Annotated in this window: 23 protein-coding genes; 14 read left to right on the top strand and 9 right to left on the bottom strand. The window is 55.0% G+C overall.

The window, feature by feature from the left end:
* Nucleotides 1–52 precede the first annotated feature (52 nt).
* From cyoA to FA91_RS04035, 6 genes are all read left to right on the top strand, one after another.
* A complete protein-coding gene (cyoA, locus tag FA91_RS04060; protein ID WP_034912783.1) occupies nt 53–973 on the top strand; it encodes a cytochrome o ubiquinol oxidase subunit II in 921 nt (306 codons plus the stop codon).
* A gap of 4 nt (nt 974–977) precedes the next feature.
* Complete coding sequence (cyoB, locus tag FA91_RS04055) at nt 978–2,969, top strand: cytochrome o ubiquinol oxidase subunit I (RefSeq protein ID WP_034912782.1); 1,992 nt, start codon at nt 978–980, stop codon at nt 2,967–2,969.
* Nucleotides 2,959–3,567, top strand: a complete 609-nt coding sequence (locus FA91_RS04050) for a cytochrome o ubiquinol oxidase subunit III (protein ID WP_034912780.1) — start codon at nt 2,959–2,961, stop codon at nt 3,565–3,567. Before cyoB ends, FA91_RS04050 begins: the two co-directional genes overlap by 11 nt.
* The gene (locus FA91_RS04045) at nt 3,567–3,896 is read left to right on the top strand and encodes a cytochrome o ubiquinol oxidase subunit IV (protein ID WP_034912778.1); all 330 of its coding nucleotides are present in this window, start codon (nt 3,567–3,569) and stop codon (nt 3,894–3,896) included. Before FA91_RS04050 ends, FA91_RS04045 begins: the two co-directional genes overlap by 1 nt.
* A gap of 13 nt (nt 3,897–3,909) precedes the next feature.
* Complete coding sequence (cyoE, locus tag FA91_RS04040) at nt 3,910–4,797, top strand: heme o synthase (protein WP_034912776.1); 888 nt, start codon at nt 3,910–3,912, stop codon at nt 4,795–4,797.
* 156 nt (nt 4,798–4,953) lie between these two features.
* A complete protein-coding gene (locus FA91_RS04035; RefSeq protein WP_034912773.1) occupies nt 4,954–6,318 on the top strand; it encodes an MFS transporter in 1,365 nt (454 codons plus the stop codon).
* 29 nt (nt 6,319–6,347) lie between these two features.
* Here the strand turns inward: FA91_RS04035 and FA91_RS04030 are convergent, their stop codons facing one another.
* Nucleotides 6,348–6,839, bottom strand: a complete 492-nt coding sequence (locus FA91_RS04030) for a YajQ family cyclic di-GMP-binding protein (RefSeq protein ID WP_034912770.1) — start codon at nt 6,837–6,839, stop codon at nt 6,348–6,350.
* A 153-nt stretch (nt 6,840–6,992) separates the two neighbouring features.
* Here FA91_RS04030 and panE point away from each other — a divergent pair, with 153 nt between their 5' ends.
* Together panE and yajL are read left to right on the top strand one after the other, a co-directional pair.
* Nucleotides 6,993–7,907: a 2-dehydropantoate 2-reductase gene (panE, locus tag FA91_RS04025; RefSeq protein WP_034912768.1), complete on the top strand. Its 915-nt coding sequence runs from the start codon at nt 6,993–6,995 to the stop codon at nt 7,905–7,907.
* Entirely contained in the window at nt 7,861–8,469 is a 609-nt protein-coding gene (gene yajL, locus FA91_RS04020; RefSeq protein ID WP_034912767.1) for a protein deglycase YajL, read from the top strand. Before panE ends, yajL begins: the two co-directional genes overlap by 47 nt.
* A 36-nt stretch (nt 8,470–8,505) precedes the next feature.
* On the opposite strand, the gene thiI is transcribed toward yajL, so the two are convergent.
* Nucleotides 8,506–9,954 (bottom strand): tRNA uracil 4-sulfurtransferase ThiI, encoded by a 1,449-nt coding sequence (gene thiI, locus FA91_RS04015; RefSeq protein WP_034912763.1) that lies wholly within the window; start codon nt 9,952–9,954, stop codon nt 8,506–8,508.
* 231 nt (nt 9,955–10,185) lie between these two features.
* Here thiI and xseB point away from each other — a divergent pair, with 231 nt between their 5' ends.
* The 4 genes from xseB to FA91_RS03995 all read left to right on the top strand — a co-directional run bounded on the left by xseB (nt 10,186) and on the right by FA91_RS03995 (nt 14,282).
* Entirely contained in the window at nt 10,186–10,428 is a 243-nt protein-coding gene (xseB, locus tag FA91_RS04010) for an exodeoxyribonuclease VII small subunit (protein ID WP_034918922.1), read from the top strand.
* Nucleotides 10,428–11,327 carry a (2E,6E)-farnesyl diphosphate synthase gene (ispA, locus tag FA91_RS04005; protein WP_034912760.1) on the top strand — a complete coding sequence of 300 codons (900 nt, stop codon included), beginning with the start codon at nt 10,428–10,430 and terminating at the stop codon, nt 11,325–11,327. Before xseB ends, ispA begins: the two co-directional genes overlap by 1 nt.
* 19 nt (nt 11,328–11,346) lie before the next feature.
* Complete coding sequence (gene dxs, locus FA91_RS04000; RefSeq protein WP_034912758.1) at nt 11,347–13,212, top strand: 1-deoxy-D-xylulose-5-phosphate synthase; 1,866 nt, start codon at nt 11,347–11,349, stop codon at nt 13,210–13,212.
* A gap of 95 nt (nt 13,213–13,307) precedes the next feature.
* Nucleotides 13,308–14,282 (top strand): aldo/keto reductase, encoded by a 975-nt coding sequence (locus tag FA91_RS03995; RefSeq protein WP_034912756.1) that lies wholly within the window; start codon nt 13,308–13,310, stop codon nt 14,280–14,282.
* Nucleotides 14,283–14,312: 30 nt separating this feature from the next.
* On the opposite strand, the gene pgpA is transcribed toward FA91_RS03995, so the two are convergent.
* The 6 genes from pgpA to nrdR all read right to left on the bottom strand — a co-directional run bounded on the left by pgpA (nt 14,313) and on the right by nrdR (nt 18,374).
* On the bottom strand, nt 14,313–14,807 hold the full coding sequence (pgpA, locus tag FA91_RS03990) for a phosphatidylglycerophosphatase A (protein ID WP_255350079.1): 495 nt from the start codon (nt 14,805–14,807) through the stop codon (nt 14,313–14,315).
* Nucleotides 14,797–15,771, bottom strand: a complete 975-nt coding sequence (gene thiL / locus FA91_RS03985; RefSeq protein ID WP_034912753.1) for a thiamine-phosphate kinase — start codon at nt 15,769–15,771, stop codon at nt 14,797–14,799. The genes pgpA and thiL overlap by 11 nt, the downstream gene beginning before the upstream one ends.
* Before the next feature lie 52 nt (nt 15,772–15,823).
* Nucleotides 15,824–16,243, bottom strand: a complete 420-nt coding sequence (nusB, locus tag FA91_RS03980; RefSeq protein ID WP_034912750.1) for a transcription antitermination factor NusB — start codon at nt 16,241–16,243, stop codon at nt 15,824–15,826.
* Between the two features lie 17 nt (nt 16,244–16,260).
* On the bottom strand, nt 16,261–16,731 hold the full coding sequence (gene ribE, locus FA91_RS03975) for a 6,7-dimethyl-8-ribityllumazine synthase (protein ID WP_034912747.1): 471 nt from the start codon (nt 16,729–16,731) through the stop codon (nt 16,261–16,263).
* Nucleotides 16,732–16,820: 89 nt separating this feature from the next.
* On the bottom strand, nt 16,821–17,921 hold the full coding sequence (gene ribD / locus FA91_RS03970) for a bifunctional diaminohydroxyphosphoribosylaminopyrimidine deaminase/5-amino-6-(5-phosphoribosylamino)uracil reductase RibD (protein ID WP_034912743.1): 1,101 nt from the start codon (nt 17,919–17,921) through the stop codon (nt 16,821–16,823).
* A 3-nt stretch (nt 17,922–17,924) separates the two neighbouring features.
* The gene (gene nrdR / locus FA91_RS03965) at nt 17,925–18,374 is read right to left on the bottom strand and encodes a transcriptional regulator NrdR (protein WP_034912741.1); all 450 of its coding nucleotides are present in this window, start codon (nt 18,372–18,374) and stop codon (nt 17,925–17,927) included.
* Between the two features lie 212 nt (nt 18,375–18,586).
* Between nrdR and lysM the strand changes: the two genes are divergently transcribed.
* Together lysM and FA91_RS03955 are read left to right on the top strand one after the other, a co-directional pair.
* Complete coding sequence (gene lysM, locus FA91_RS03960) at nt 18,587–19,027, top strand: peptidoglycan-binding protein LysM (RefSeq protein WP_034912738.1); 441 nt, start codon at nt 18,587–18,589, stop codon at nt 19,025–19,027.
* A 24-nt stretch (nt 19,028–19,051) separates the two neighbouring features.
* Nucleotides 19,052–19,606 carry a DUF3251 domain-containing protein gene (locus tag FA91_RS03955; protein WP_051936992.1) on the top strand — a complete coding sequence of 185 codons (555 nt, stop codon included), beginning with the start codon at nt 19,052–19,054 and terminating at the stop codon, nt 19,604–19,606.
* A 43-nt stretch (nt 19,607–19,649) separates the two neighbouring features.
* On the opposite strand, the gene secF is transcribed toward FA91_RS03955, so the two are convergent.
* Nucleotides 19,650–20,618 (bottom strand): protein translocase subunit SecF, encoded by a 969-nt coding sequence (gene secF, locus FA91_RS03950; protein WP_034912737.1) that lies wholly within the window; start codon nt 20,616–20,618, stop codon nt 19,650–19,652.
* Between the last annotated feature and the right edge of the window lie 9 nt (nt 20,619–20,627).

Below are 20,627 nucleotides of genomic sequence, written 5' to 3'. Positions count from 1 at the left end.
AAAATGCCGCCACACTTAAACGACATAGAGCCCTTGTCATTGAGGTCGTTAAATGAGACTCATGAAATACAATAAAAGTTTGGGGATTTTGTCATTAATTACGGCCACTTTAGTGTTAAGTGGCTGTGATAGTGCATTGTTAAGTCCCAAAGGACAGATTGCAATGGAGCAACGCTCGCTGATCCTGACGGCCTTTGGCCTGATGATGATCGTCGTTATTCCCGCAGTCTTAATGGCCGTGGTGTTCGCCTGGAAATATCGGGCATCCAATACCAATGCAAAATACAGCCCGAACTGGTCACACTCTAATAAAGTGGAAGCCGTGGTTTGGACGGTTCCTATCCTGATTATCCTGTTTCTCGCTATTTTGACGTGGAAATCCACGCACGCGCTGGAGCCGGGTAAGCCGATTGCTTCTGATGTGAAGCCGATAGAAATCGACGTGATTGCATTGGACTGGAAGTGGCTGTTTATCTACCCGGAACAGGGTATTGCTACGGTTAATCAGATTGCTTTCCCCGCCAATACGCCGGTGAACTTTAAGATCACCTCTAACAGCGTAATGAACTCCTTCTTCATTCCTACGCTTGGCAGCCAGATCTACGCCATGGCAGGCATGCAGACCAAACTGCACCTGATTGCGAATGAACCTGGTACGTTCAACGGTATCTCCTCTAACTTCAGCGGTCGCGGCTTCTCAGGTATGAAGTTTAAAGCGATTGCCACCCCGGATAACGCTGCGTTTGAGCAGTGGGTAGCCAATGCGAAGACCTCGTCTCATACGCTGACGACGATGGATGACTTCGAGAAGCTGGCTGCGCCAAGCGAAAACCATCCGGTTGAGTTTTTCTCTACGGCAAATCCTGAGCTGTTTAAGCAGGTTATCGGCAAATACAAGATGAGCCACGGGAAAATGAACATGTCTGAACATGAAGGCATGAGCGAAGTCTCTCACGCGGGAGCCGAGGAATAAGACGATGTTGGGAAAATTAACCCTTGATGCTGTACCGTATCATGAACCCATTATCATGATCACGGTAGCCGCCATCATTCTTGGTGGTGTGGCTGTTGTTGGTGCCATTACCTGGTTCGGTAAATGGCAATATTTGTGGTCTGAGTGGCTGACGTCGGTCGACCATAAAAAACTGGGTATCATGTATATCCTTGTGGCGTTTGTGATGCTGCTCCGCGGCTTCGCCGATGCCATCATGATGCGTAGCCAGCAGATGCTTGCCTCTGCGGGCGAAGCGGGCTTCCTGCCGCCGCACCACTACGACCAGATCTTTACCGCGCACGGCGTGATCATGATCTTCTTCGTGGCGATGCCGTTTGTTATCGGTCTGATGAACATTGCGGTTCCTTTGCAGATCGGCGCGCGTGACGTGGCCTTCCCGTTCCTGAATAACCTGAGCTTCTGGTTCACGGTGGTGGGCGTGGTGTTGGTTAACCTGTCGCTGGGCGTGGGTGAATTCGCGCAGACCGGCTGGCTGGCCTATCCGCCGCTGTCGGGCAGCGAGTACAGTCCGGGCGTCGGGGTTGATTACTGGATATGGAGTTTACAGCTGTCCGGGATCGGAACGACGCTGACCGGGATTAACTTCTTCGTGACCATTCTGAACATGCGCGCGCCTGGCATGACCATGTTCAAAATGCCGGTGTTCACCTGGGCCTCGCTCTGTACTAACGTGCTGATCATTGTTTCCTTCCCGGTGCTTACCGTTACTCTGGCATTGTTGACGTTGGATCGCTATTTAGGCTTCCATTTCTTCACCAATGACATGGGCGGCAACATGATGATGTACGTCAACCTGATTTGGGTTTGGGGTCATCCGGAAGTGTACATCCTGGTTCTGCCTGTGTTCGGCGTCTTCTCCGAAGTCGTGGCAACCTTCTCGAAAAAACGCCTGTTTGGCTATACCTCGCTGGTATGGGCAACGGTGGTGATTACCGTACTTTCCTTTATTGTCTGGCTGCACCACTTCTTTACCATGGGCGCAGGCGCCAACGTTAACGCCTTCTTCGGTATCATGACGATGATTATCGCCATTCCAACCGGCGTTAAGATCTTCAACTGGCTGTTCACCATGTATCAGGGCCGCATCCAGATGCACTCGGCGATGTTGTGGACCGTAGGCTTCCTGGTCACCTTCTCCGTAGGCGGCATGACCGGCGTACTGCTGGCCGTGCCGGGCGCGGACTTTGTGCTGCACAACAGCCTGTTCCTGATCGCGCACTTCCACAACGTTATCATCGGCGGCGTGGTGTTCGGTTGTATGGCTGGCGTAACCTACTGGTTCCCGAAAGCGTTTGGTTTCACCCTGAATGAAACATGGGGTAAACGCGCCTTCTGGTTCTGGATTATTGGCTTCTTCGTGGCCTTTATGCCGCTGTACGCGCTGGGCTTTATGGGCATGACCCGTCGCCTGAGTCAGGACATCGATCCGCAGTTCCATCCTCTGCTGGTAATTGCCGCAGTCGGCGCGGGACTGATCGCTATCGGTATTCTGTGCCAGTTGATCATGTTCTGGGTATCGGTACGCGACCGTCATCTGAACCGCGATCTGACGGGCGATCCGTGGGGCGCACGTACGCTGGAGTGGTCAACCTCTTCTCCGCCTCCTTTCTATAACTTTGCAGAAGTGCCGCTGGTTGATGAGCGCGACGCGTTCTGGGAAATGAAAGAGAAAGGCGAAGCGTATAAGAAGCCTGCGCATTATGAAGAGATCCATATGCCGAAAAACAGCGGCGCGGGTCTGATCATCGGCCTGTTCAGCATCGTATTTGGTTTCGCCGCGATCTGGCATATCTGGTGGCTGGCAGGTCTCTCTTTCCTCGGCATGATCCTGACCTGGATTATCAAGAGCTTTGACGAAGACGTGGATTACTACGTTCCGGTCGCCGAGATTGAGAAAATCGAAAATCAGCATTTTGACGAAATTAGCAAAGCAGGTCTGAAAAATGGTAACTGAAAACCTGGACGCCCATGCTAAGCATGGGCAACACCATCACGATTCAGGATCCAACAAGGTGTTTGGTTTCTGGATCTACCTGATGAGTGACTGCATTATCTTTGCCACCCTGTTCGCCACGTACGGCGTCATGGTGAACAACACCGCCGGCGGCCCGGCGGGTAAAGATATTTTTGAACTGCCGTTTGTACTGGTAGAAACCGCCCTGCTTCTGTTGAGTTCGATTACCTACGGCTTTGCCGTCATCAACATGAACCGGGAAAATAAAAGCGCCGTCATCGGCTGGCTGGCTCTGACCTTCCTGTTCGGTCTGGGCTTCATCGGCATGGAAATCTATGAATTCCATCACCTGATTGAAGAGGGCTTTGGCCCGCAGCGCAGCGGTTTCCTCTCGGCGTTCTTTACGCTGGTCGGCACCCACGGTCTGCACGTCACGTCCGGTCTGATCTGGATGCTGGTGCTGATGTATCAAATTGCGACGCGCGGTCTGACCGCGACTAACCGCACCCGAATCCTGTGTCTGAGCCTGTTCTGGCACTTCCTGGATGTGGTGTGGATCTGCGTATTTACCATTGTTTATCTGATGGGGGCCATGTAATGAGTCATTCTGTAAACGAACATGGCGCTTCGCATGGCAGCGTGAAGTCTTATATGGTCGGCTTTATCCTGTCGATCATTCTAACCGCCATTCCCTTCTGGATGGTGATGGACGGCAGCGCGTCAAAAGCGACCATTCTCGGTGTTGTCATTGTTTGTGCGGTGGTTCAGGTGCTGGTGCACCTGGTCTACTTCCTGCATCTCAACACCTCGTCCGAAGAGAGATGGAACCTCGTGGCAATTGTCTTCTCTTCGATAATCATCTTGATCGTTGTTGCTGGCTCGCTGTGGATCATGTGGAACCTCAACTACAACATGATGGCGGACTAACCGGGCTACCGTGATGATGAAGCAATACCTGCAAGTAACGAAACCAGGAATTATTTTTGGCAATTTAATTTCTGTCATCGGGGGATTCCTGCTGGCTTCCAAAGGCAGCATCGACTACGCCCTGTTTCTTTCCACCTTAGTGGGCGTCTCACTGGTGATTGCGTCAGGCTGTGTTTATAACAACCTGATTGACCGGGACATCGACAAAAAAATGGAGAGGACCAGGAATCGGGTGTTGGTCAAAGGTCTCATCTCCGTTAATGTCGCCCTGGTTTATGCCACCGTTCTGGGTATTGCTGGTTTCGCACTGCTGTACTTTGGCGCTAATCCGCTGGCTATGTGGTTGTCAGTGATGGGTTTTGTGGTGTATGTCGGCGTTTACAGCCTGTACATGAAACGCAAATCCGTTTACGGCACGCTGATTGGCAGCCTGTCCGGCGCGGCACCACCGGTGATTGGCTATTGTGCCGTCACCGGACAGTTTGATGCGGGCGCGCTGATCCTGCTGGCGATCTTCAGCCTCTGGCAGATGCCGCACTCCTACGCGATTGCCATCTTCCGCTTTAAGGATTATCAGGCGGCAAACATCCCGGTTTTGCCGGTGGTGAAAGGCATCTCCGTGGCGAAAAACCATATCACGCTGTACATCGTGGCGTTTATGGTGGCAACCCTGATGCTGACGCTGGTGGGCTACGCGGGCTACAAATATCTGATTGTGGCGTCCGCGGTCAGCCTGTGGTGGTTAGGAATGGCGCTGTCCGGCTATAAAACGCAGAACGATCGCGTTTGGGCACGTAAGCTGTTCGTTTTCTCCATCGTGGCGATTACCGCTCTGAGCGTAATGATGTCGATTGACTTTATGACGCCAGCGTCAAAGGATCTGCTGACTTACGTCTGGTAATGCACAACGCGTTTTACCACGTAATACCCGATACCCTTCATCTCTGCGCAGCGACAGCGTCAGATATGCAGGGTATCTTTCTTTTTGTTACGACTTTCATTTTACCGCCCTCCCCTGCCCCCTTAAAATACCCGCACCAGATGAACCGAGGTAGTAATGAACGATAACAAAATGACGCCGGTCGAACTGCGCGCGACATGGGGTTTAGGGACTGTTTTTTCTCTGCGTATGCTTGGCATGTTTATGGTACTCCCCGTACTCACCACTTACGGCATGGCTCTTCAGGGAGCCAGTGAAACCTTAATTGGCCTTGCTATTGGTATTTATGGTCTGGCGCAGGCTGTTTTTCAGATCCCGTTTGGATTGCTGTCGGATCGTATTGGCCGTAAGCCGCTGATAATCGGCGGACTGCTGATCTTCGTCCTGGGCAGCGTTATTGCCGCGATGACAACGTCGATCTGGGGCGTGATCCTTGGCCGTGCGCTACAGGGCTCCGGCGCTATCGCGGCGGCCGTAATGGCGTTGCTCTCCGACCTGACGCGTGAGCAGAATCGCACCAAGGCGATGGCGTTTATCGGCATCAGCTTTGGTATCACCTTTGCCATAGCGATGGTGCTCGGCCCCATCATCACCCACGCGCTGGGACTGCACGCGCTGTTCTGGATGATTGCGCTACTGGCGACCGGCGGAATTATCATCACCCTGTCGGTGGTGCCTGCCGCGCCCAACCATATACTTAATCGTGAATCCGGCATGGTAAAGGGAAGCATCCGCCACGTGCTGGCGAATGCGCGTCTGGTAAAGCTGAACGTGGGGATTCTTTGCCTGCATATTCTGCTGATGTCGAGCTTTGTGGCCTTACCCGGCGTTTTTGAGCAGGCGGGCTTCGCTGCCGAACAACACTGGAAAGTGTATCTGATAACAATGCTGGTCGCCTTTGCCAGCGTGGTTCCTTTCATTATTTATGCAGAAGTGAAACGCCGCATGAAGCGTGTGTTTGTCTGCTGCGTGGCGCTGATGTTGATTGCCGAGATCGTGTTGTGGGGCGCAGGCGACCATTTCTGGACGCTGGTGATCGGCGTGCAGATCTTTTTTATTGGTTTCAACCTGATGGAAGCGATCCTTCCTTCGCTGGTCAGCAAAGAGTCGCCGCCCGGCTACAAAGGTACGGCGATGGGGATCTATTCAACCAGCCAGTTTATTGGCGTGGCCATTGGCGGCAGCCTTGGCGGTTGGCTCTATGGCCATTTTGACGCGCAGATGGTTTTCGCTGGCGGAGCAGTTATCGCTACCGCCTGGCTGCTGCTGAGTTGCACGATGAAAGAGCCGCCGTATGTCAGCAGCCTGCGTATTTTGCTGGGTGAAAACCATCATGATACGGCGAAGCTGGAGAAACGACTGTGGGCGCAGCCCGGCGTGAAGGCGGTATTAATTGTACCGGAAGAGAAAAGCGCCTATGTAAAAATCGACAGCAAAGTGACCAACCGGGTTGAGCTGGAAGCGCTGGTCGCGTCCGGCTGATACAGCGGGGAGCCACTCCCCGCCTATTTTTAGTCGCGGAAGTTTTTAAACTGAAACGGCTGGCCCAGATTGCCGCCGCGTACCAGCGCCATCGCGCTTTGCAAATCGTCACGTGACTTACCGTTGACCCGCACTTCTTCGCCCTGAATCTGCGATTGAACCTTAATTTTACTGTCTTTAATCAGCTTGACGATTTTTTTTGCCACCTCGGTAGCGATGCCCGATTTCAGTTTGGCCTCAACGCTCCAGAGCTTGCCGTTATGCTCAATCTCTTCCGGCACGTCCAGCGCGGCACCCTCGATGCCGCGCTTCAGCAGTTTTTCACGCATGATCTCGACAAGCTGCTTAACCTGAAAATCTGATTCGCTGAGCACCTTAACGGATTCGTTTTTCTCATTCAGCTCAAAACTGGCGGTCACGTTGCGAAAATCAAACCGGGTTGCCAGTTCGCGGTTGGCATTTTCCACCGCGTTTCGCACTTCCTGCATGTCAATTTCTGAAACGATATCGAAAGAAGGCATGATTTTTTCTCCAAATTCTAAAGTGACATGCATAATACCTACTTAGGCGTTTTAAAAAAACCATGGGCGTTGAAAGCTATAATAGAGACAGCATGCAGGTAAAACCCATCGCAGGCGAACTGCGACAATGCTTTTTACGGACAGGGAGGCGAAATGAGAATAACCGTTTTGGGGTGCGGTGCATTAGGACAAATTTGGCTGGCGGCGCTGGATAAGCAGGGACACAGCGTACAAGGCTGGCTGCGCGTTCCGCAATCCCACTGCGCCGTGCAGGTGGTGACGCCACACGGTATTACCTACAGCAAAACCTTTATGGCAAACGATGCGCAGTTTCTTGCCGGAAGCGATCTGCTGCTGGTCACGTTAAAAGCGTGGCAGGTTTCTGAAGCGGTAAAAAACTTACCTTTGCCTGATCGCTGCCCCATTTTGCTGCTGCATAACGGTATGGGCACGCTGGATGAATTAAAATCGCTGCGCCAACCGGTGCTGAAAGGCGTGACCACCCATGCGGCAATGCGCGACGGTTCGCGCGTAGTGCATGTCGCCTCAGGCACCACGCATATTGGTCCCCTCTCTCCGGAAGGTGCGGCACTCAGCTATCTGGCTGAAGTTTTGCATCAGGCTCTGCCGGATGTCGCCTGGCACAACAACGTCGCTTCCGCCGCCTGGCAAAAGCTGGCCGTTAACTGCGTGATAAATCCGCTTACCGTGCAATACGACTGTCCAAACGGCGAATTGCTGAACCATCCGCAGGAGATTGCCGCGCTCTGTCGCGAACTGGCGATGATCATGGCGCGTGAAGGGCAGCACACCTCACCGGAAGCGCTGCTGTCTTTTGTAATGGACGTTATCGACAGCACGGCGGCAAACATCTCTTCGATGTTGCAGGACATCCGCGCGGGCCGGCGAACCGAGATTGATTATATTACTGGTTATGTGATCCGTCGGGCGCGCGCGCAGGGCCTGAGCCTGCCGGAAAACACCCGTCTTTTTGAGATGGTTAAACGAAAGGAACATTACAATGAGCACGATTCCATCGGTGCTGGTTTGCCTGGCACCTGGCAGTGAAGAAACTGAAGCGGTAACGACGATTGACCTGCTGGTTCGCGGCGGAGTGCGCGTCACCACCGCCAGCGTGACCGATGACGGCAGTACCGACATTGTCTGCTCGCGTGGCGTCCGGCTGCTGGCCGATGCGCCGTTGATAGAGGTTGCGGATAATGAATTTGATGCCATTGTATTGCCGGGCGGCCTGAAAGGCGCGCAAGCCTTTCGCGACAGTCCGCTGTTAGTGGAAACCGTTCGCCAGTTTCATCAATCGGGCCGTATCGTTGCCGCCATTTGCGCCGCGGCGGGAACGGTGCTGGAGCCGCACGATCTTTTCCCGGTAGGAAATATGACCGGTTTTCCAGGGTTGAAAGAGACCATTGCGGAAGAAAAATGGCAGGACAAACGCGTAGTGTGGGATCGTCGCGTCAATTTGCTTACCAGCCAGGGGCCCGGCACGGCCATGGATTTCGCGCTCAAGCTGATTGACCTTCTGGCAGGGAGAGCGAAGGCGCATGAAGTGGCGCAACAGCTGGTGCTGGCCGCCGGTATCTATGATTATCGTGACCAGGAAGAAGCCTGAGAATAACAAACCGGGGCGTGCGGCCCCGGTGACTTTCTATGGACGATACACCTTCACGTTCGTAAACCCTTGCTCGTGCAAATACAACGCCTGCAACCGACTCATCACGCCGCGCTCGCAGTAAAGCAGCCAGGTCTTGTTCTGATCGAGGTCGCCGAATTGCGTAGCGAGCTTATAGAACGGCAGCTCTTTCACCTCAACATCCTCTAACGCCAGCGGGCGATCGTCCTGCTCGTCGGGGGATCGAATATCAAGCACCACATCATTAGCGGTGAAGGACGCAACGGTTTCCACTTCAGCCACCTCCTGCTGCGTCTCTTCCGCGATGGTTCGAATGTCCACGTTGGTGGCGTCCTGCACCACGCGGTCCAGAATCGCAAAATCAAAATTCTGCTCTTCCTCTTCTATTTTGGCTTTTACCGCCTTCACCGTTGGACTTTTCGAAATCACGCCACAGTATTCCGGCATGGTGCGCGCAAAATCCTCTGTCCCTATTTCCCGCGCCAGGTTAATGATGTGCTCTTTATCGTGCGAGATCAGCGGACGCAAAATCAGCGTGTCAGAAGCATTGTCGATCAGGCGGAGGTTGGTCAGCGTCTGGCTGGAGACCTGGCCCAGCGCTTCACCGGTTACCAGCGCCTGCACGCCATAACGCTCTGCAATTTGCGATGCTGCGCGCACCATCATCCGCTTCAACACCACGCCCATCTGCCCGTCTTCCACTTTTTCCAGGATCTCGCCCACCACCGGCTCAAAATTGATCGCCACGAAGCGCACTTTATGGGAGCGGCCAAAACGGTGCCACAGATAATGCGCAACCTGACGCACGCCGATTTCGTGCGCCGCGCCGCCCAGATTGAAAAAGCAATAGTGCACGCGGCAGCCGCGACGCATCAGCATGTAGCTCGACACGCCGGAATCGAAACCGCCCGAGATCAGTGACAACACGTCTTCCTGTGTGCCGATGGGGAAGCCGCCAATACCTTCGAAACGTCCGGTAACCAGCACCAGCCGATCGTCTTCGATTTCCAGATTGACCGTCACCTCCGGCCGGTTGAGCCTGACCTGCGCACTGGCAACGTGTTGATTCAACCCGCCGCCAACGTAGCGCTCAACGTCCTGCGAGCTGAAGTCTTGCTTACCGCGGCGCTTAACGCGCACGGCGAACGTTTTCCCTTCAATTCGCTCGCGATTGAGCGCCAGCGTCTGCTCAAAAATATCATGCATGGTCGTATAAGCGCTGTCTTCTACCGCCAGCACGTGGTGGATGCCGGGAATACGCGTCAGTTCGTCAACGATGACACTGCGTTTGCTTTCGTCTTTTGAGCGCACCTCAATATGATCCCAGTGGCGCACAACGGCCAGCGTCTCATCCAGATGCTTCAGCACATTTCTGATGTTGGTGGTCAAAATTTTGATAAAACGAAGGCGAACAGACTGACTTTTGATGGTAATTTCAGGAAACAGCTTAATAATAAACTTCATGGCGGCACGGGTTCGTTAAGTAAGATAAGTGCTGAAATATCTGTCGCTGACAGATAAAATTGATGTTTTGCAAAGCGACGTTCGCCCTTTACATTCCGGGACGGGAGTCTACCACACTCTTCCGCTGACTGCTTATTCAATGGCGGCGCGGATCATTATTTTGCTAATCGGATTGAGTCGGCTAACATGAATGACTTCATGCCGATTAAAATAACCAGACGTAACGCTATTATGCCGAAAAAAGCCGAACAGCCTGCCAGCTTTGAAACCTCTCTTGAGCAGCTTGAGCACATTGTCTCTCGCCTTGAAAGCGGTGACCTTCCTCTTGAAGAGGCGCTTGGCGAATTTGAACGCGGCGTCCAGCTCGCGCGTGCCGGCCAGCAAAAACTCCAGCAGGCGGAGCAGCGCGTGCAGATCCTGCTGAGCGATGATAAAGATGCAGAACTGTCGCCCTTTACGCCGGAAAATGAGTAATGGATTTTGCTGCCATTCTGAACGCGCATCACGCTCGCGTAAACCAGGCGCTTACCCGGTTTATCGCCCCGCTCCCTTTTCAGCATTCTCCGCTGTTAGAGGCCATGGCGTACGGTGCACTATTGGGCGGTAAGCGCCTGCGCCCGTTTCTGGTCTATGCGACAGGTGAAATGCTTGATGCCGATGGCACCGCGCTTGATGCGCCCGCCACCGCCGTTGAATGCGTTCACGCCTATTCGCTGATCCACGACGATCTTCCCGCCATGGACGACGACAGCCTGCGCCGCGGCCAGCCCACCTGCCACGTGAAATTTGGCGAGGACACCGCCATTCTGGCGGGAGATGCGCTGCAAACGCTGGCTTTTTCGATTCTGGCTGAGGCGGATATGCCGAATGTATCCACGGAAAGCCGTCTTGCGATGATCGCCGAGCTGGCCCAGGCCAGCGGCGCGCGTGGTATGTGCGGCGGACAGGCGCTTGATTTGGCGGCCGAGGGCAGACAGATTGACCTTACGGCTCTTGAACAGATCCACCGCCATAAAACTGGCGCGCTGATCCGCTCCGCCGTGCGTCTCGGCGCGCTGGCCGCGGGTGAACGCGGCCGCGCCGCGCTACCGGCGCTGGATCGCTATGCCAACGCCATCGGCCTGGCATTTCAGGTGCAGGATGACATTCTGGATGTTATTGGCGATACCGCGATTATCGGCAAGCGTCAGGGCGCCGACCAGGATCTGGGAAAAAGCACCTATCCGGCACTGCTGGGGCTGGACGGCGCACGGGCCAAAGCACGCGATCTTTACCATGAATCGCTGAGCGCTTTAGAACAGCTTTCTGCGCAATCCTGTGACACGGCCCCGCTTCAGGCGCTGGCGAGTTACATCATTGAACGCGATAAATAACTTCCACAATGAGTCTCTGATGAGTTTTGATACTGCGAAATACCCAACGCTGGCAAAGGCCAGCGAAGCAACGGAATTACGTTTGCTTCCGAAAGAGAGCCTGCCAAAACTCTGCGATGAGCTGCGCCAGTACCTGCTCGACAGCGTCAGCCGCTCCAGCGGGCATTTTGCTTCAGGGCTGGGCGTGGTCGAACTGACCGTTGCGCTGCACTACGTCTATAACACGCCGTTTGATCATCTGGTATGGGATGTCGGCCACCAGGCCTATCCGCACAAAATTCTGACCGGACGCCGCGATCGCATCGGCACCATCCGGCAAAAAAATGGTTTACACCCCTTTCCATGGCGCGACGAGAGCGAATATGACGTGCTCAACGTCGGTCACTCTTCCACCTCTATCAGCGCCGGGCTTGGCATGGCCGTGGCCGCAGGTAAGGAAGACCAGGGTCGCCGCACCGTTTGCGTGATCGGCGACGGCGCCATCACCGCCGGTATGGCCTTCGAAGCCATGAACCACGCGGGCGACATCAAAGCCGATCTGCTGGTGGTGCTCAACGACAACGAAATGTCTATTTCCGAAAACGTCGGCGCGCTGAACAACCGTCTGGCGCAGATCCTCTCGGGCAAAACCTATTCACGCTTTCGTGAAGGCGGCAAAAAAGTGCTGACCAGCCTGCCGCCGATTAAGGAGCTGGTAAAGCGCACCGAAGAGCATCTTAAAGGAATGGTGGCGCCCGGCACGCTATTTGAAGAACTGGGCTTCAACTATATCGGCCCGGTGGACGGACACGATGTGCTTGCGCTGGTCAGTACGCTGAAAAACATGCGCGACCTGAAAGGCCCGCAGTTTCTGCACATCATGACGAAAAAGGGCAAGGGTTACGCCCCGGCGGAAAAGGATCCTATTACCTGGCACGCCGTGCCAAAATTCGATCCGGTCAGCGGCCTGCTGCCAAAATCCGCAGGCGGCCTGCCAACCTATTCGAAAATTTTTGGTGAGTGGCTGTGCGAAACCGCCGCCGATGACGCCAGACTGATGGCGGTAACGCCTGCCATGCGTGAAGGGTCCGGCATGGTGAGCTTTTCGCGCGACTATCCGGGACAGTATTTTGATGTGGCCATCGCCGAACAGCACGCTGTCACCTTCGCTGCCGGCCTGGCGATTGGCGGTTATCGCCCCGTGGTGGCGATCTACTCCACCTTCCTGCAACGCGCTTACGATCAGCTGATCCATGACGTGGCCATCCAGAAGCTGCCAGTGCTGTTTGCCATCGATCGCGGCGGCATTGTCGGTGCCGATGGACAGACGCATCAGGGCGCGTTTGATATCGCGTTTCTGCGCTGTATCCCGAATATGGTGATCATGACGCCCAGTAACGAAAACGAATGTCGCCAGATGCTCTACACCGGGTATCACTATATGCAGGGGCCAAGCGCGGTGCGCTACCCGCGCGGTACCGGTACCGGCGCCGATCTGCAACCGCTGGCATCGCTGCCGTTAGGCAAGGGCGTGATGAAACGTGAAGGCGAAAAACTGGCGATCCTGAATTTCGGTACGCTGCTGCCGGAAGCAGAAGCCGTTGCCGAATCGCTCAACGCCACGCTGGTGGATATGCGGTTTGTTAAACCGTTGGACGACGCGCTGATTGCTGAGCTGGCCGCCAGCCATGAGGCTCTGATAACGTTAGAAGAAGGCACCATCAAAGGCGGCGCGGGCAGCGGCGTGATTGAAGCGCTGATGGCGCGGCGCCTGCTGGTGCCGGTGCTGACGATTGGCCTGCCGGATGAGTTTATTCCACAGGGCACCCAGGAGGAGATCCGTCAGGACTATCAACTGGATGCTGAAGGCATTGAGCAGCAAATCAGCCGCTGGCTGGCACAATAATGCTCACAGGGCTTCCTCTTCGGGAAGCCTTTCACCTGCTATCCTTACTTATCAAAATCGACCTGAAGGCCGCACACCGATAAGCAGGAGCCAGCATGAAAACCATTCCATTAGGCAACACCGACCTGACCGTTTCCCGCCTTTGCCTGGGCTGCATGACCTTTGGCGAACCGGATCGCGGACGCCACGCATGGACGCTGCCGGAAGAGAGCAGCCGCCCGCTGATCAGGCAGGCGCTGGAGTCAGGCATTAACTTCTTTGATACCGCAAACAGCTATTCCGACGGCAGCAGCGAAGAGATTGTCGGTCGTGCACTGAAGGATTTTGCGCGTCGCGATGAGATCGTTGTGGCCACCAAGGTTTACTTTCCCATGAGCAACCTCTCCGGCGGTCTGTCGCGTAAAAACATTCTGCAATCTGTTGATGACAGCCTGAGCCGGCTGGGCATGGATTACGTCGATCTGTTACAAATCCACCGCTGGGACTACGACACGCCGCTGGAAGAGACGCTGGAAGCGCTGCATGACGTGGTGAAATCCGGCAAGGCGCGCTATATCGGCGCATCATCAATGTATGCGTGGCAGTTCGCCAAAGCACTCTACACGGCCGATGCTAATGGCTGGACGCGTTTCGCCAGCATGCAGGATCAGTACAACCTGATCCAGCGTGAGGAGGAACGCGAAATGCATCCGCTTTGCCAGGCAGAGAACATCGCGGTGATCCCCTGGAGCCCGCTGGCGCGCGGACGCCTGACGCGACCGTGGGGAGAGACGACCGCCCGTTCGGTTTCCGATGAGTTTGGCAGCACGCTCTACGCCACTACGGAGGAGAATGACGGCGCGATTGCCGGACGCGTGGCGCGCATCGCAGAAGATAAAGGCATCAGCCGGGCGCAGGTCGCGCTGGCGTGGATGTTGGCGAAACCGGCGGTGACCGCACCCATCATCGGCGCATCGCGCGCAGAGCAACTGGCGGATCTGGTAAAGGCAGTGGAGGTGACGCTGACCCGCCAGGAAATTATTGAACTGGAGAGCGTCTATCAGCCTCACAGCGTGGTTGGATTTGAATAAAAGTTAAAGGCGACGGTGGTCGCCTTTTCATTACAGCAGGTGGTGACCGACGTAATAAAGGATGCCTGCTGAGATAATACCCGCCACGATATCATCGATCATGATCCCCATACCGCCGTGGACATTACGATCAAACCAGCGGATTGGCCACGGCTTCCACATATCCAGAATGCGAAAAATCACAAATCCCGCCAACACCCACTGCCAACTGTTGACCGGGATCGCCATCAACGTGATCCACATGCCGATAAACTCATCCCAGACAATGCTGCCGTGATCGTGGACGCCCATATCTTTTGCCGTGCGATGGCAGAGATATACGCCGATACAGATACCGAACATAACCACCAGCGAGTAGATGTCCGCCGGCAGAAAGGTCATCAGATACCAGAAAGGCAGAGAGGCCAGCGAGCCGACGGTTCCGGGTACGTAAGGGCTGAGCCCGCTGCCGAAACCGGTGGCCAGCAGATGCCACGGATTGCTCATTTTCAGGCGGCTCTTTGCCACAAATTTATCACTGATCAAAGTGGTCAAATCCTTTCAGGTCGATATCCACTGGTTTGCCATCCTGTAGCAGCGTCAGCCCTTCTGACTGCGGTGCCATCTGACCAATACAGGTAAAAGGCACGCCAAAATGGCTGAGCGCCACGTCCAGCGCGCCGCGATTGATTTCCGGTACGGTAAAGCACAGCTCGTAATCTTCTCCGCCAGCCAGCGCCCAGCGAAGCGCCTGCTCAGGTTCAAAATGCTGCTTCATGGCCGGCGAGAGCGGCAGCGCATCGATATTGATCCGCGCGCCGCAGCCGCTGGCGCGAAGAATGTGCTGAACGTCAGAAATCAGGCCGTCTGAAATGTCAATTGCCGCGCTGGCCAGCGAGCGTAACGCCTGCCCCTGCAAGATACGCGGCATCGGTCGCAGGTGACGCTTGATCAAGGCCTCATGCGCGGCAGGATCGCTGATTTTCACGCGGTGCTGCAACAGCGCCAGGCCTGCCGCGCTGTCACCCAGCGTCCCGGTCACATAGATCCAGTCGCCCGGTCGCGCACCGGCACGCTTCAGCGCTTTGCCTGCCGGTACCATGCCGTGAATACCCAGCGTCAGGCTCAGCGGGCCGCGCGTGGTGTCACCGCCTATCAGCTGCATATCGTAATAGTCCAGCAGCTCGAACAAGCTGTCGCTGAAGTCCTTCAGCCAGGCCTCATTGACTGATGGCAGCGTCATTGCCAGCGTCAGCCACGCCGGATCGGCGCCCATTGCCGCCAGATCGCTGAGATTTACCGCCAGCGCCTTGTAGCCCAGATCCGCAGGATGAATGTCACGCAGAAAATGTACGCCTTCAACCAGCGTGTCCGTACTGATCGCCAGCATCTGCTTTTCAGGCACCGTCAGTAACGCACAGTCGTCGCCAATGCCTTTTTCCACATCACGACGGGAACTGGTCACGCGGTCAAAATAGCGTGTGATTAGTTCGAATTCTCCACATGCCATAGGCTAATCCAGAGTTGAAAATGACAGAGGCCGCGAAAACGGCCTCGGAGGATTACTTCTTGTTGGGGCGGATTTGCGGAGCGGCTTTATCCAGCACGCCGTTGACAAACTTGTGGCTGTCTTCGGCGCCGAAGGTTTTTGCCAGCTCAATGCCTTCGTTGATAGCTACTTTATACGGCACGTCGGCACGCTTGCTCAGTTCATAAAGTGAAATGCGCAAAACGGCCTTTTCGACCTGGCCCAGCTCTTCTAACTGACGGGACAGCCAGGGCTTCATCAGACCATCAAGATAGTCACTGTTAGTCGCAACGCCATTAAGCAGCTCACGAAAATAGCCGATATCAACGTCTTTGACGTCTTGCTCCGCCAGAAACTGGTATTCGACATCAGCGATGTCGTTCTGAGATAACTGCCAGGAGTAAAGCGCCTGGACAGCACATTCACGGGCGCGGCGGCGAGCAGCAGGTTTCACAAAATTCCCCTTACAAATCAGGCGTGGATAGCTTTCAATACGTTAATCATTTCAAGTGCGGTCAGCGCGGCTTCCGCCCCTTTGTTACCCGCTTTCGTTCCGGCGCGTTCGATGGCCTGCTCGATGTTTTCCGTGGTCAATACACCAAAGGCGACCGGAATGTCGCTGTGCATCGCCACGCTGGCCAGGCCAGAACTGGCTTCGCCCGCAACGTATTCGAAATGGGCAGTGCCGCCACGGATAACCGTGCCGAGCGCAACGACAGCGTCATATTTGTTTGCTTTAGCCAGCGCGCGTGCCGTCATTGGCATTTCATAGGCGCCGGGCACCCAGACCACGGTGATATTTTCATCTTTCACCTGGCCAATGCGTTTCAGCGCGTCAAGGGCACCGCTAAGCAGGCTGTCATTGATAAAATTGTTAAAACGCGCAATGACAATGGCAACGCGCGCATCAGGTGTGGCAACAGCAGCTTCAATAACGTTCATAATCTTCCTTCAAGGGTTCAGTTGTGGCCCCGCAGGGGGGCGGATTCTATCACATTCCCGGCCGGTCTGCTTCCGCTTTTCGTTTGCGTTTAAGCGGTAAGCGTCAGCCGTATATCCGCCCCAACCTGGCGGACATCACGAAAGGTAAATGCGGGCGCCTCAGCAAGCTGTGTTAAACCCGGCAGATGGCACAGGCCGCGCGCGGCGTCGCCCAATAATGTCGGCGCCAGATAAACGATCAGCTCGTCCACCACGCCGGCGGAAATCAGTGCGCCGCCCAGTTGCGCCCCGGCTTCCACCCAGACGCTGTTGATCTGACGACGCCCCAGCAACATCATCATTGCCACCAGATCGAGCCTGCCGTTGTGCAGCGGTACGGTAAACTGTTCGACGCCTTCCGGCCAGGGCTGCACGTCTGGCTGTAGGCGTGCCAGCCAGGTTTGCCCCGGCTGACTGATAATCTTATGCTGCGGCGTCACGCGGTTCTGGCTGTCGATAATAACGCGTACCGGCTGACGAAGATCGCCCTCGGAGAAGACGCTCTGGCTGTCGGCACTCAGCTCGTTCCAGCGTACGGTCAGCGACGGATCGTCTGCCAGCACGGTGGCGCTGCTGCTGAGAATAGCCGAGCTTTGCGCACGCAGCCGCTGCACGTCGCGACGGGCTTCCGCAGAGGTGATCCACTGGCTTTCGCCACTGCTCATGGCGGTGCGTCCATCAAGCGACGCGCCCATTTTAAGCTGTACGAAAGGAAACCCGGTGCGCATCCGTTTGAGAAAACCGCGATTCAGCGCCTCGGCTTCCTGCATCATCAGGCCATGGCTGACCTCGATACCCGCCTGCTGTAAACGGTAAAGGCCGCGACCAGCCACCTGCGGATTGGGATCCTGCATCGCCACCACGACCCGCCCGACGCCAGCGGCAATCAGCGCATCACAGCACGGCGGCGTGCGCCCATGATGGCTGCACGGTTCCAGCGTCACATAGGCCGTGGCGCCGCGGGCGCGGTCGCCCGCCATGCGCAGCGCGTGAACTTCAGCATGAGGTTCGCCTGCACGAAAATGATAGCCTTCGCCGACAATATTGCCGTTATGAACGATCACGCAGCCGACGTTGGGATTTGGCGAGGTCGTAAAGCGTCCACGGCGCGCCAGCTCAAGGGCGCGCGCCATATAATGTTCATCGCGCATGTGTCAGTCCTGTAAGCGGGCGATCTCTTCGCCAAATTCGCGAATATCCTCAAAGCTGCGATAAACCGAAGCGAAGCGGATATAGGCGACTTTATCGAGCTTTTTCAACTCATCCATTACCAGATTACCGATCATTTTACTGGGCACTTCGCGTTCGCCGGTTGAACGCAGTTGGCTTTTAATGTGGCTGATGGCGTTTTCCACGTCCTCTGAATTGACGGGGCGCTTTTCCAGGGCTCTCAACATTCCGCTACAAAGCTTGTCTTCATTGAAGGGTTCGCGAATATCATTGCTTTTCACCACCCGCGGCATAACCAGCTCGGCAACTTCAAACGTGGTAAAACGCTCATGACACACCAGGCACTGGCGACGACGACGTACCGAGGTTCCTTCGCCCACCAGGCGGGAATCGATCACTTTAGTATCCACGGCTGAACAGAACGGGCAATGCATGATGATCCCTGAGTATTCATGAAAGTGACGGATAGTGTAACGCGAAGTGGCTGGCAACAAAATAATATGCGGCATATTTGCGGCCCGACTCGCGTAATGCTTACCTGTAGACTTTCAGAGCGCGTCTGAAGGCGCAAATATTATTTATCCGCTATAGTTCCTGTTGCTTTTAGCTTAATTTCTTCCCTAATCGGGGATTAACAGGAGGATATATGGGATTATTTAATTTTGTAAAAGAAGCGGGTGAAAAGTTGTGGGACAGCGTCACCGGTGAGGCTCACGATCAGTCTAAAAAGCTTCAGGAGCACATTACCAAACTGGGTCTTCCCGGCAGCGATAAAGTTGACGTAAAGGTTGAAAATGACAAAGCCACGATTACTGGCGATGCCATTTCTCAGGAACTGAAAGAGAAAATCCTTGTGGCTGCGGGTAACGTCGCCGGCATCACCGCGGTGGAAGACAATGTAAACGTCGCTGAGCCTGCAAAAGAAGCGCGTTTTTATACGGTGAAAAAGGGCGATACGCTGAGCGCGGTCTCAAAAGAAGTGTATGGCGATGCCAGCAAGTACAACAAAATTTTCGAAGCCAACAAGCCAATGCTGTCGCATCCGGACAAGATCTATCCGGGCCAGACGCTGCGTATTCCTGATTAAGTCATTCAGGAGAGCGTTCAGGCTATGGCAAGCAGAGCATTAAGCCGGTTTTATCCGTTACCGATTATTTTGTTGCTGGCGGGATGCGTCTCTCCGCAAAAGCAGCCGGAATTAAATCAGCTGCATAGTGAAGTGAGTAAGCTCAATAACGAGATGCATCAGTTGACCCGGCAGGCCGCTTCGCTTGAACAGCAAAACAGCCTGAACGGTCACTCGGCGCAGGGTGCGTGGCTGCTACCCGCCACAAAAACGGCGGTGCTGCTACACAGTCAGGCCGGTGAACTTCGTCTGTCGCTGAGCGATATTGATGGCGAAGCCAACGGGACGCGCGCGGTGTTGCACATCGGCGCTACCAGTGGAAAGCCGGTTCCTGCTTTTGATGCACAGATTGAATGGGGTGAACTGGATAGCGCAACAGGGAAACCGCTGTCGGCGCAAAGTCAGCCGATACGCGTTACGCCCCCGCTGCTGCCGCAAAGCGACGTTACCGTTTCTCTGCATTTAACCACGATTGCTCCCGACCAACTGGGCTACGTGCGCATTCACAACATTGTGGTGCAAACGCCTTCAGCACCTTAAAAAAAACGCCGCGATTGCGGCGTTTTTTATTCAGTTATGATGATTACGGCAGGATTGAAGGCTGATCGGCGCCCTCTTTCTCAACCTTCTGCTGAATAATATGTTCACGCTTCATACCCAGCTTCAGCGCCAGCGCCGAGGCAACGTAGATTGATGAGATCGTACCAATTGATACGCCAATCAGCATGGTCAGCGAGAACCCTTCCAGCAACGCGCCGCCGAAAATAAACAGCATCAGCACCACAACCAGCGTGGTCGCCGAGGTCATAATGGTTCGGCTTAGCGTCTGCGTCAGCGAGACGTTAAAGATTTCGTAAGGCGTACCTCGACGAATTTTGCGGAAGTTCTCACGAATACGATCCGATACCACGATGCTGTCGTTCAGCGAGTAGCCGATGACCGACATCAGTGACGCAATAATGGTGAGATCGATTTCAATATGGAACAGCGAAAGGATGCCCATGGTGATCACCACATCGTGCGCCAGCGCGAGTACCGCCCCGAGCGCCAGGCGCCATTCGAAGCGGAAGCCGACGTAAATCAGGATGGCAATAAGCGCAACCAACAGCGCCATACCGCCCGCCTGCGCCAGATCGCCGCCCACACTTGGCCCTACAAACTCGATTCGCTTAACGGTAGCATTCTGCTGGGTTGCCTGGCTGATGACGCTCACCACCTTGCTTCCCAACTCCTGACCGGCATTGCCCTCAGCGGGCGACATGCGAACCAGCACGTCGCGGGCGCTGCCGAAGTTTTGCACCTGCGGCTCGGCGAAGCCCGATTTTTGCAGCGCATCGCGCAGATTATCCAGTTCGGCCGGTTTTTCCAGGGTAATTTCGATGACCGTACCGCCGGTGAAATCCAGGCCCCAGTTAAAACCCTTAATGCCCATGATCGCCAGAGAGGCGATCAGGAGCAGTCCGGAAAGGGAGAAGGCCAGTTTATCCCAGCGCATAAAGTCATATACTTTACGCCCGTAGTTTAATTGTTCAACGCTATAGTCCTGTGCCACAACGCACTC

Origin of the sequence: Erwinia sp. 9145 (assembly GCF_000745075.1) — a bacterium.
Taxonomy (GTDB): domain Bacteria; phylum Pseudomonadota; class Gammaproteobacteria; order Enterobacterales; family Enterobacteriaceae; genus Erwinia; species Erwinia oleae.
The sequence above is the reverse complement of the archived record's forward strand: the minus strand, read 5'-3'. Positions and strand labels throughout refer to the sequence as shown.

Bases quoted from the DNA above. Each gene is read 5' to 3' on its own strand.
- cyoA (WP_034912783.1), top strand. From the start codon at position 53: ATGAGACTCATGAAATACAATAAAAGTTTGGGGATTTTGTCATTAATT.
- cyoB (WP_034912782.1), top strand. From the start codon at position 978: ATGTTGGGAAAATTAACCCTTGATGCTGTACCGTATCATGAACCCATT.
- FA91_RS04050 (WP_034912780.1), top strand. From the start codon at position 2,959: ATGGTAACTGAAAACCTGGACGCCCATGCTAAGCATGGGCAACACCAT.
- FA91_RS04045 (WP_034912778.1), top strand. From the start codon at position 3,567: ATGAGTCATTCTGTAAACGAACATGGCGCTTCGCATGGCAGCGTGAAG.
- cyoE (WP_034912776.1), top strand. From the start codon at position 3,910: ATGATGAAGCAATACCTGCAAGTAACGAAACCAGGAATTATTTTTGGC.
- FA91_RS04035 (WP_034912773.1), top strand. From the start codon at position 4,954: ATGAACGATAACAAAATGACGCCGGTCGAACTGCGCGCGACATGGGGT.
- FA91_RS04030 (WP_034912770.1), bottom strand. From the start codon at position 6,839: ATGCCTTCTTTCGATATCGTTTCAGAAATTGACATGCAGGAAGTGCGA.
- panE (WP_034912768.1), top strand. From the start codon at position 6,993: ATGAGAATAACCGTTTTGGGGTGCGGTGCATTAGGACAAATTTGGCTG.
- yajL (WP_034912767.1), top strand. From the start codon at position 7,861: ATGAGCACGATTCCATCGGTGCTGGTTTGCCTGGCACCTGGCAGTGAA.
- thiI (WP_034912763.1), bottom strand. From the start codon at position 9,954: ATGAAGTTTATTATTAAGCTGTTTCCTGAAATTACCATCAAAAGTCAG.
- xseB (WP_034918922.1), top strand. From the start codon at position 10,186: ATGCCGAAAAAAGCCGAACAGCCTGCCAGCTTTGAAACCTCTCTTGAG.
- ispA (WP_034912760.1), top strand. From the start codon at position 10,428: ATGGATTTTGCTGCCATTCTGAACGCGCATCACGCTCGCGTAAACCAG.
- dxs (WP_034912758.1), top strand. From the start codon at position 11,347: ATGAGTTTTGATACTGCGAAATACCCAACGCTGGCAAAGGCCAGCGAA.
- FA91_RS03995 (WP_034912756.1), top strand. From the start codon at position 13,308: ATGAAAACCATTCCATTAGGCAACACCGACCTGACCGTTTCCCGCCTT.
- thiL (WP_034912753.1), bottom strand. From the start codon at position 15,771: ATGGCATGTGGAGAATTCGAACTAATCACACGCTATTTTGACCGCGTG.
- ribE (WP_034912747.1), bottom strand. From the start codon at position 16,731: ATGAACGTTATTGAAGCTGCTGTTGCCACACCTGATGCGCGCGTTGCC.
- ribD (WP_034912743.1), bottom strand. From the start codon at position 17,921: ATGCGCGATGAACATTATATGGCGCGCGCCCTTGAGCTGGCGCGCCGT.
- nrdR (WP_034912741.1), bottom strand. From the start codon at position 18,374: ATGCATTGCCCGTTCTGTTCAGCCGTGGATACTAAAGTGATCGATTCC.
- lysM (WP_034912738.1), top strand. From the start codon at position 18,587: ATGGGATTATTTAATTTTGTAAAAGAAGCGGGTGAAAAGTTGTGGGAC.
- FA91_RS03955 (WP_051936992.1), top strand. From the start codon at position 19,052: ATGGCAAGCAGAGCATTAAGCCGGTTTTATCCGTTACCGATTATTTTG.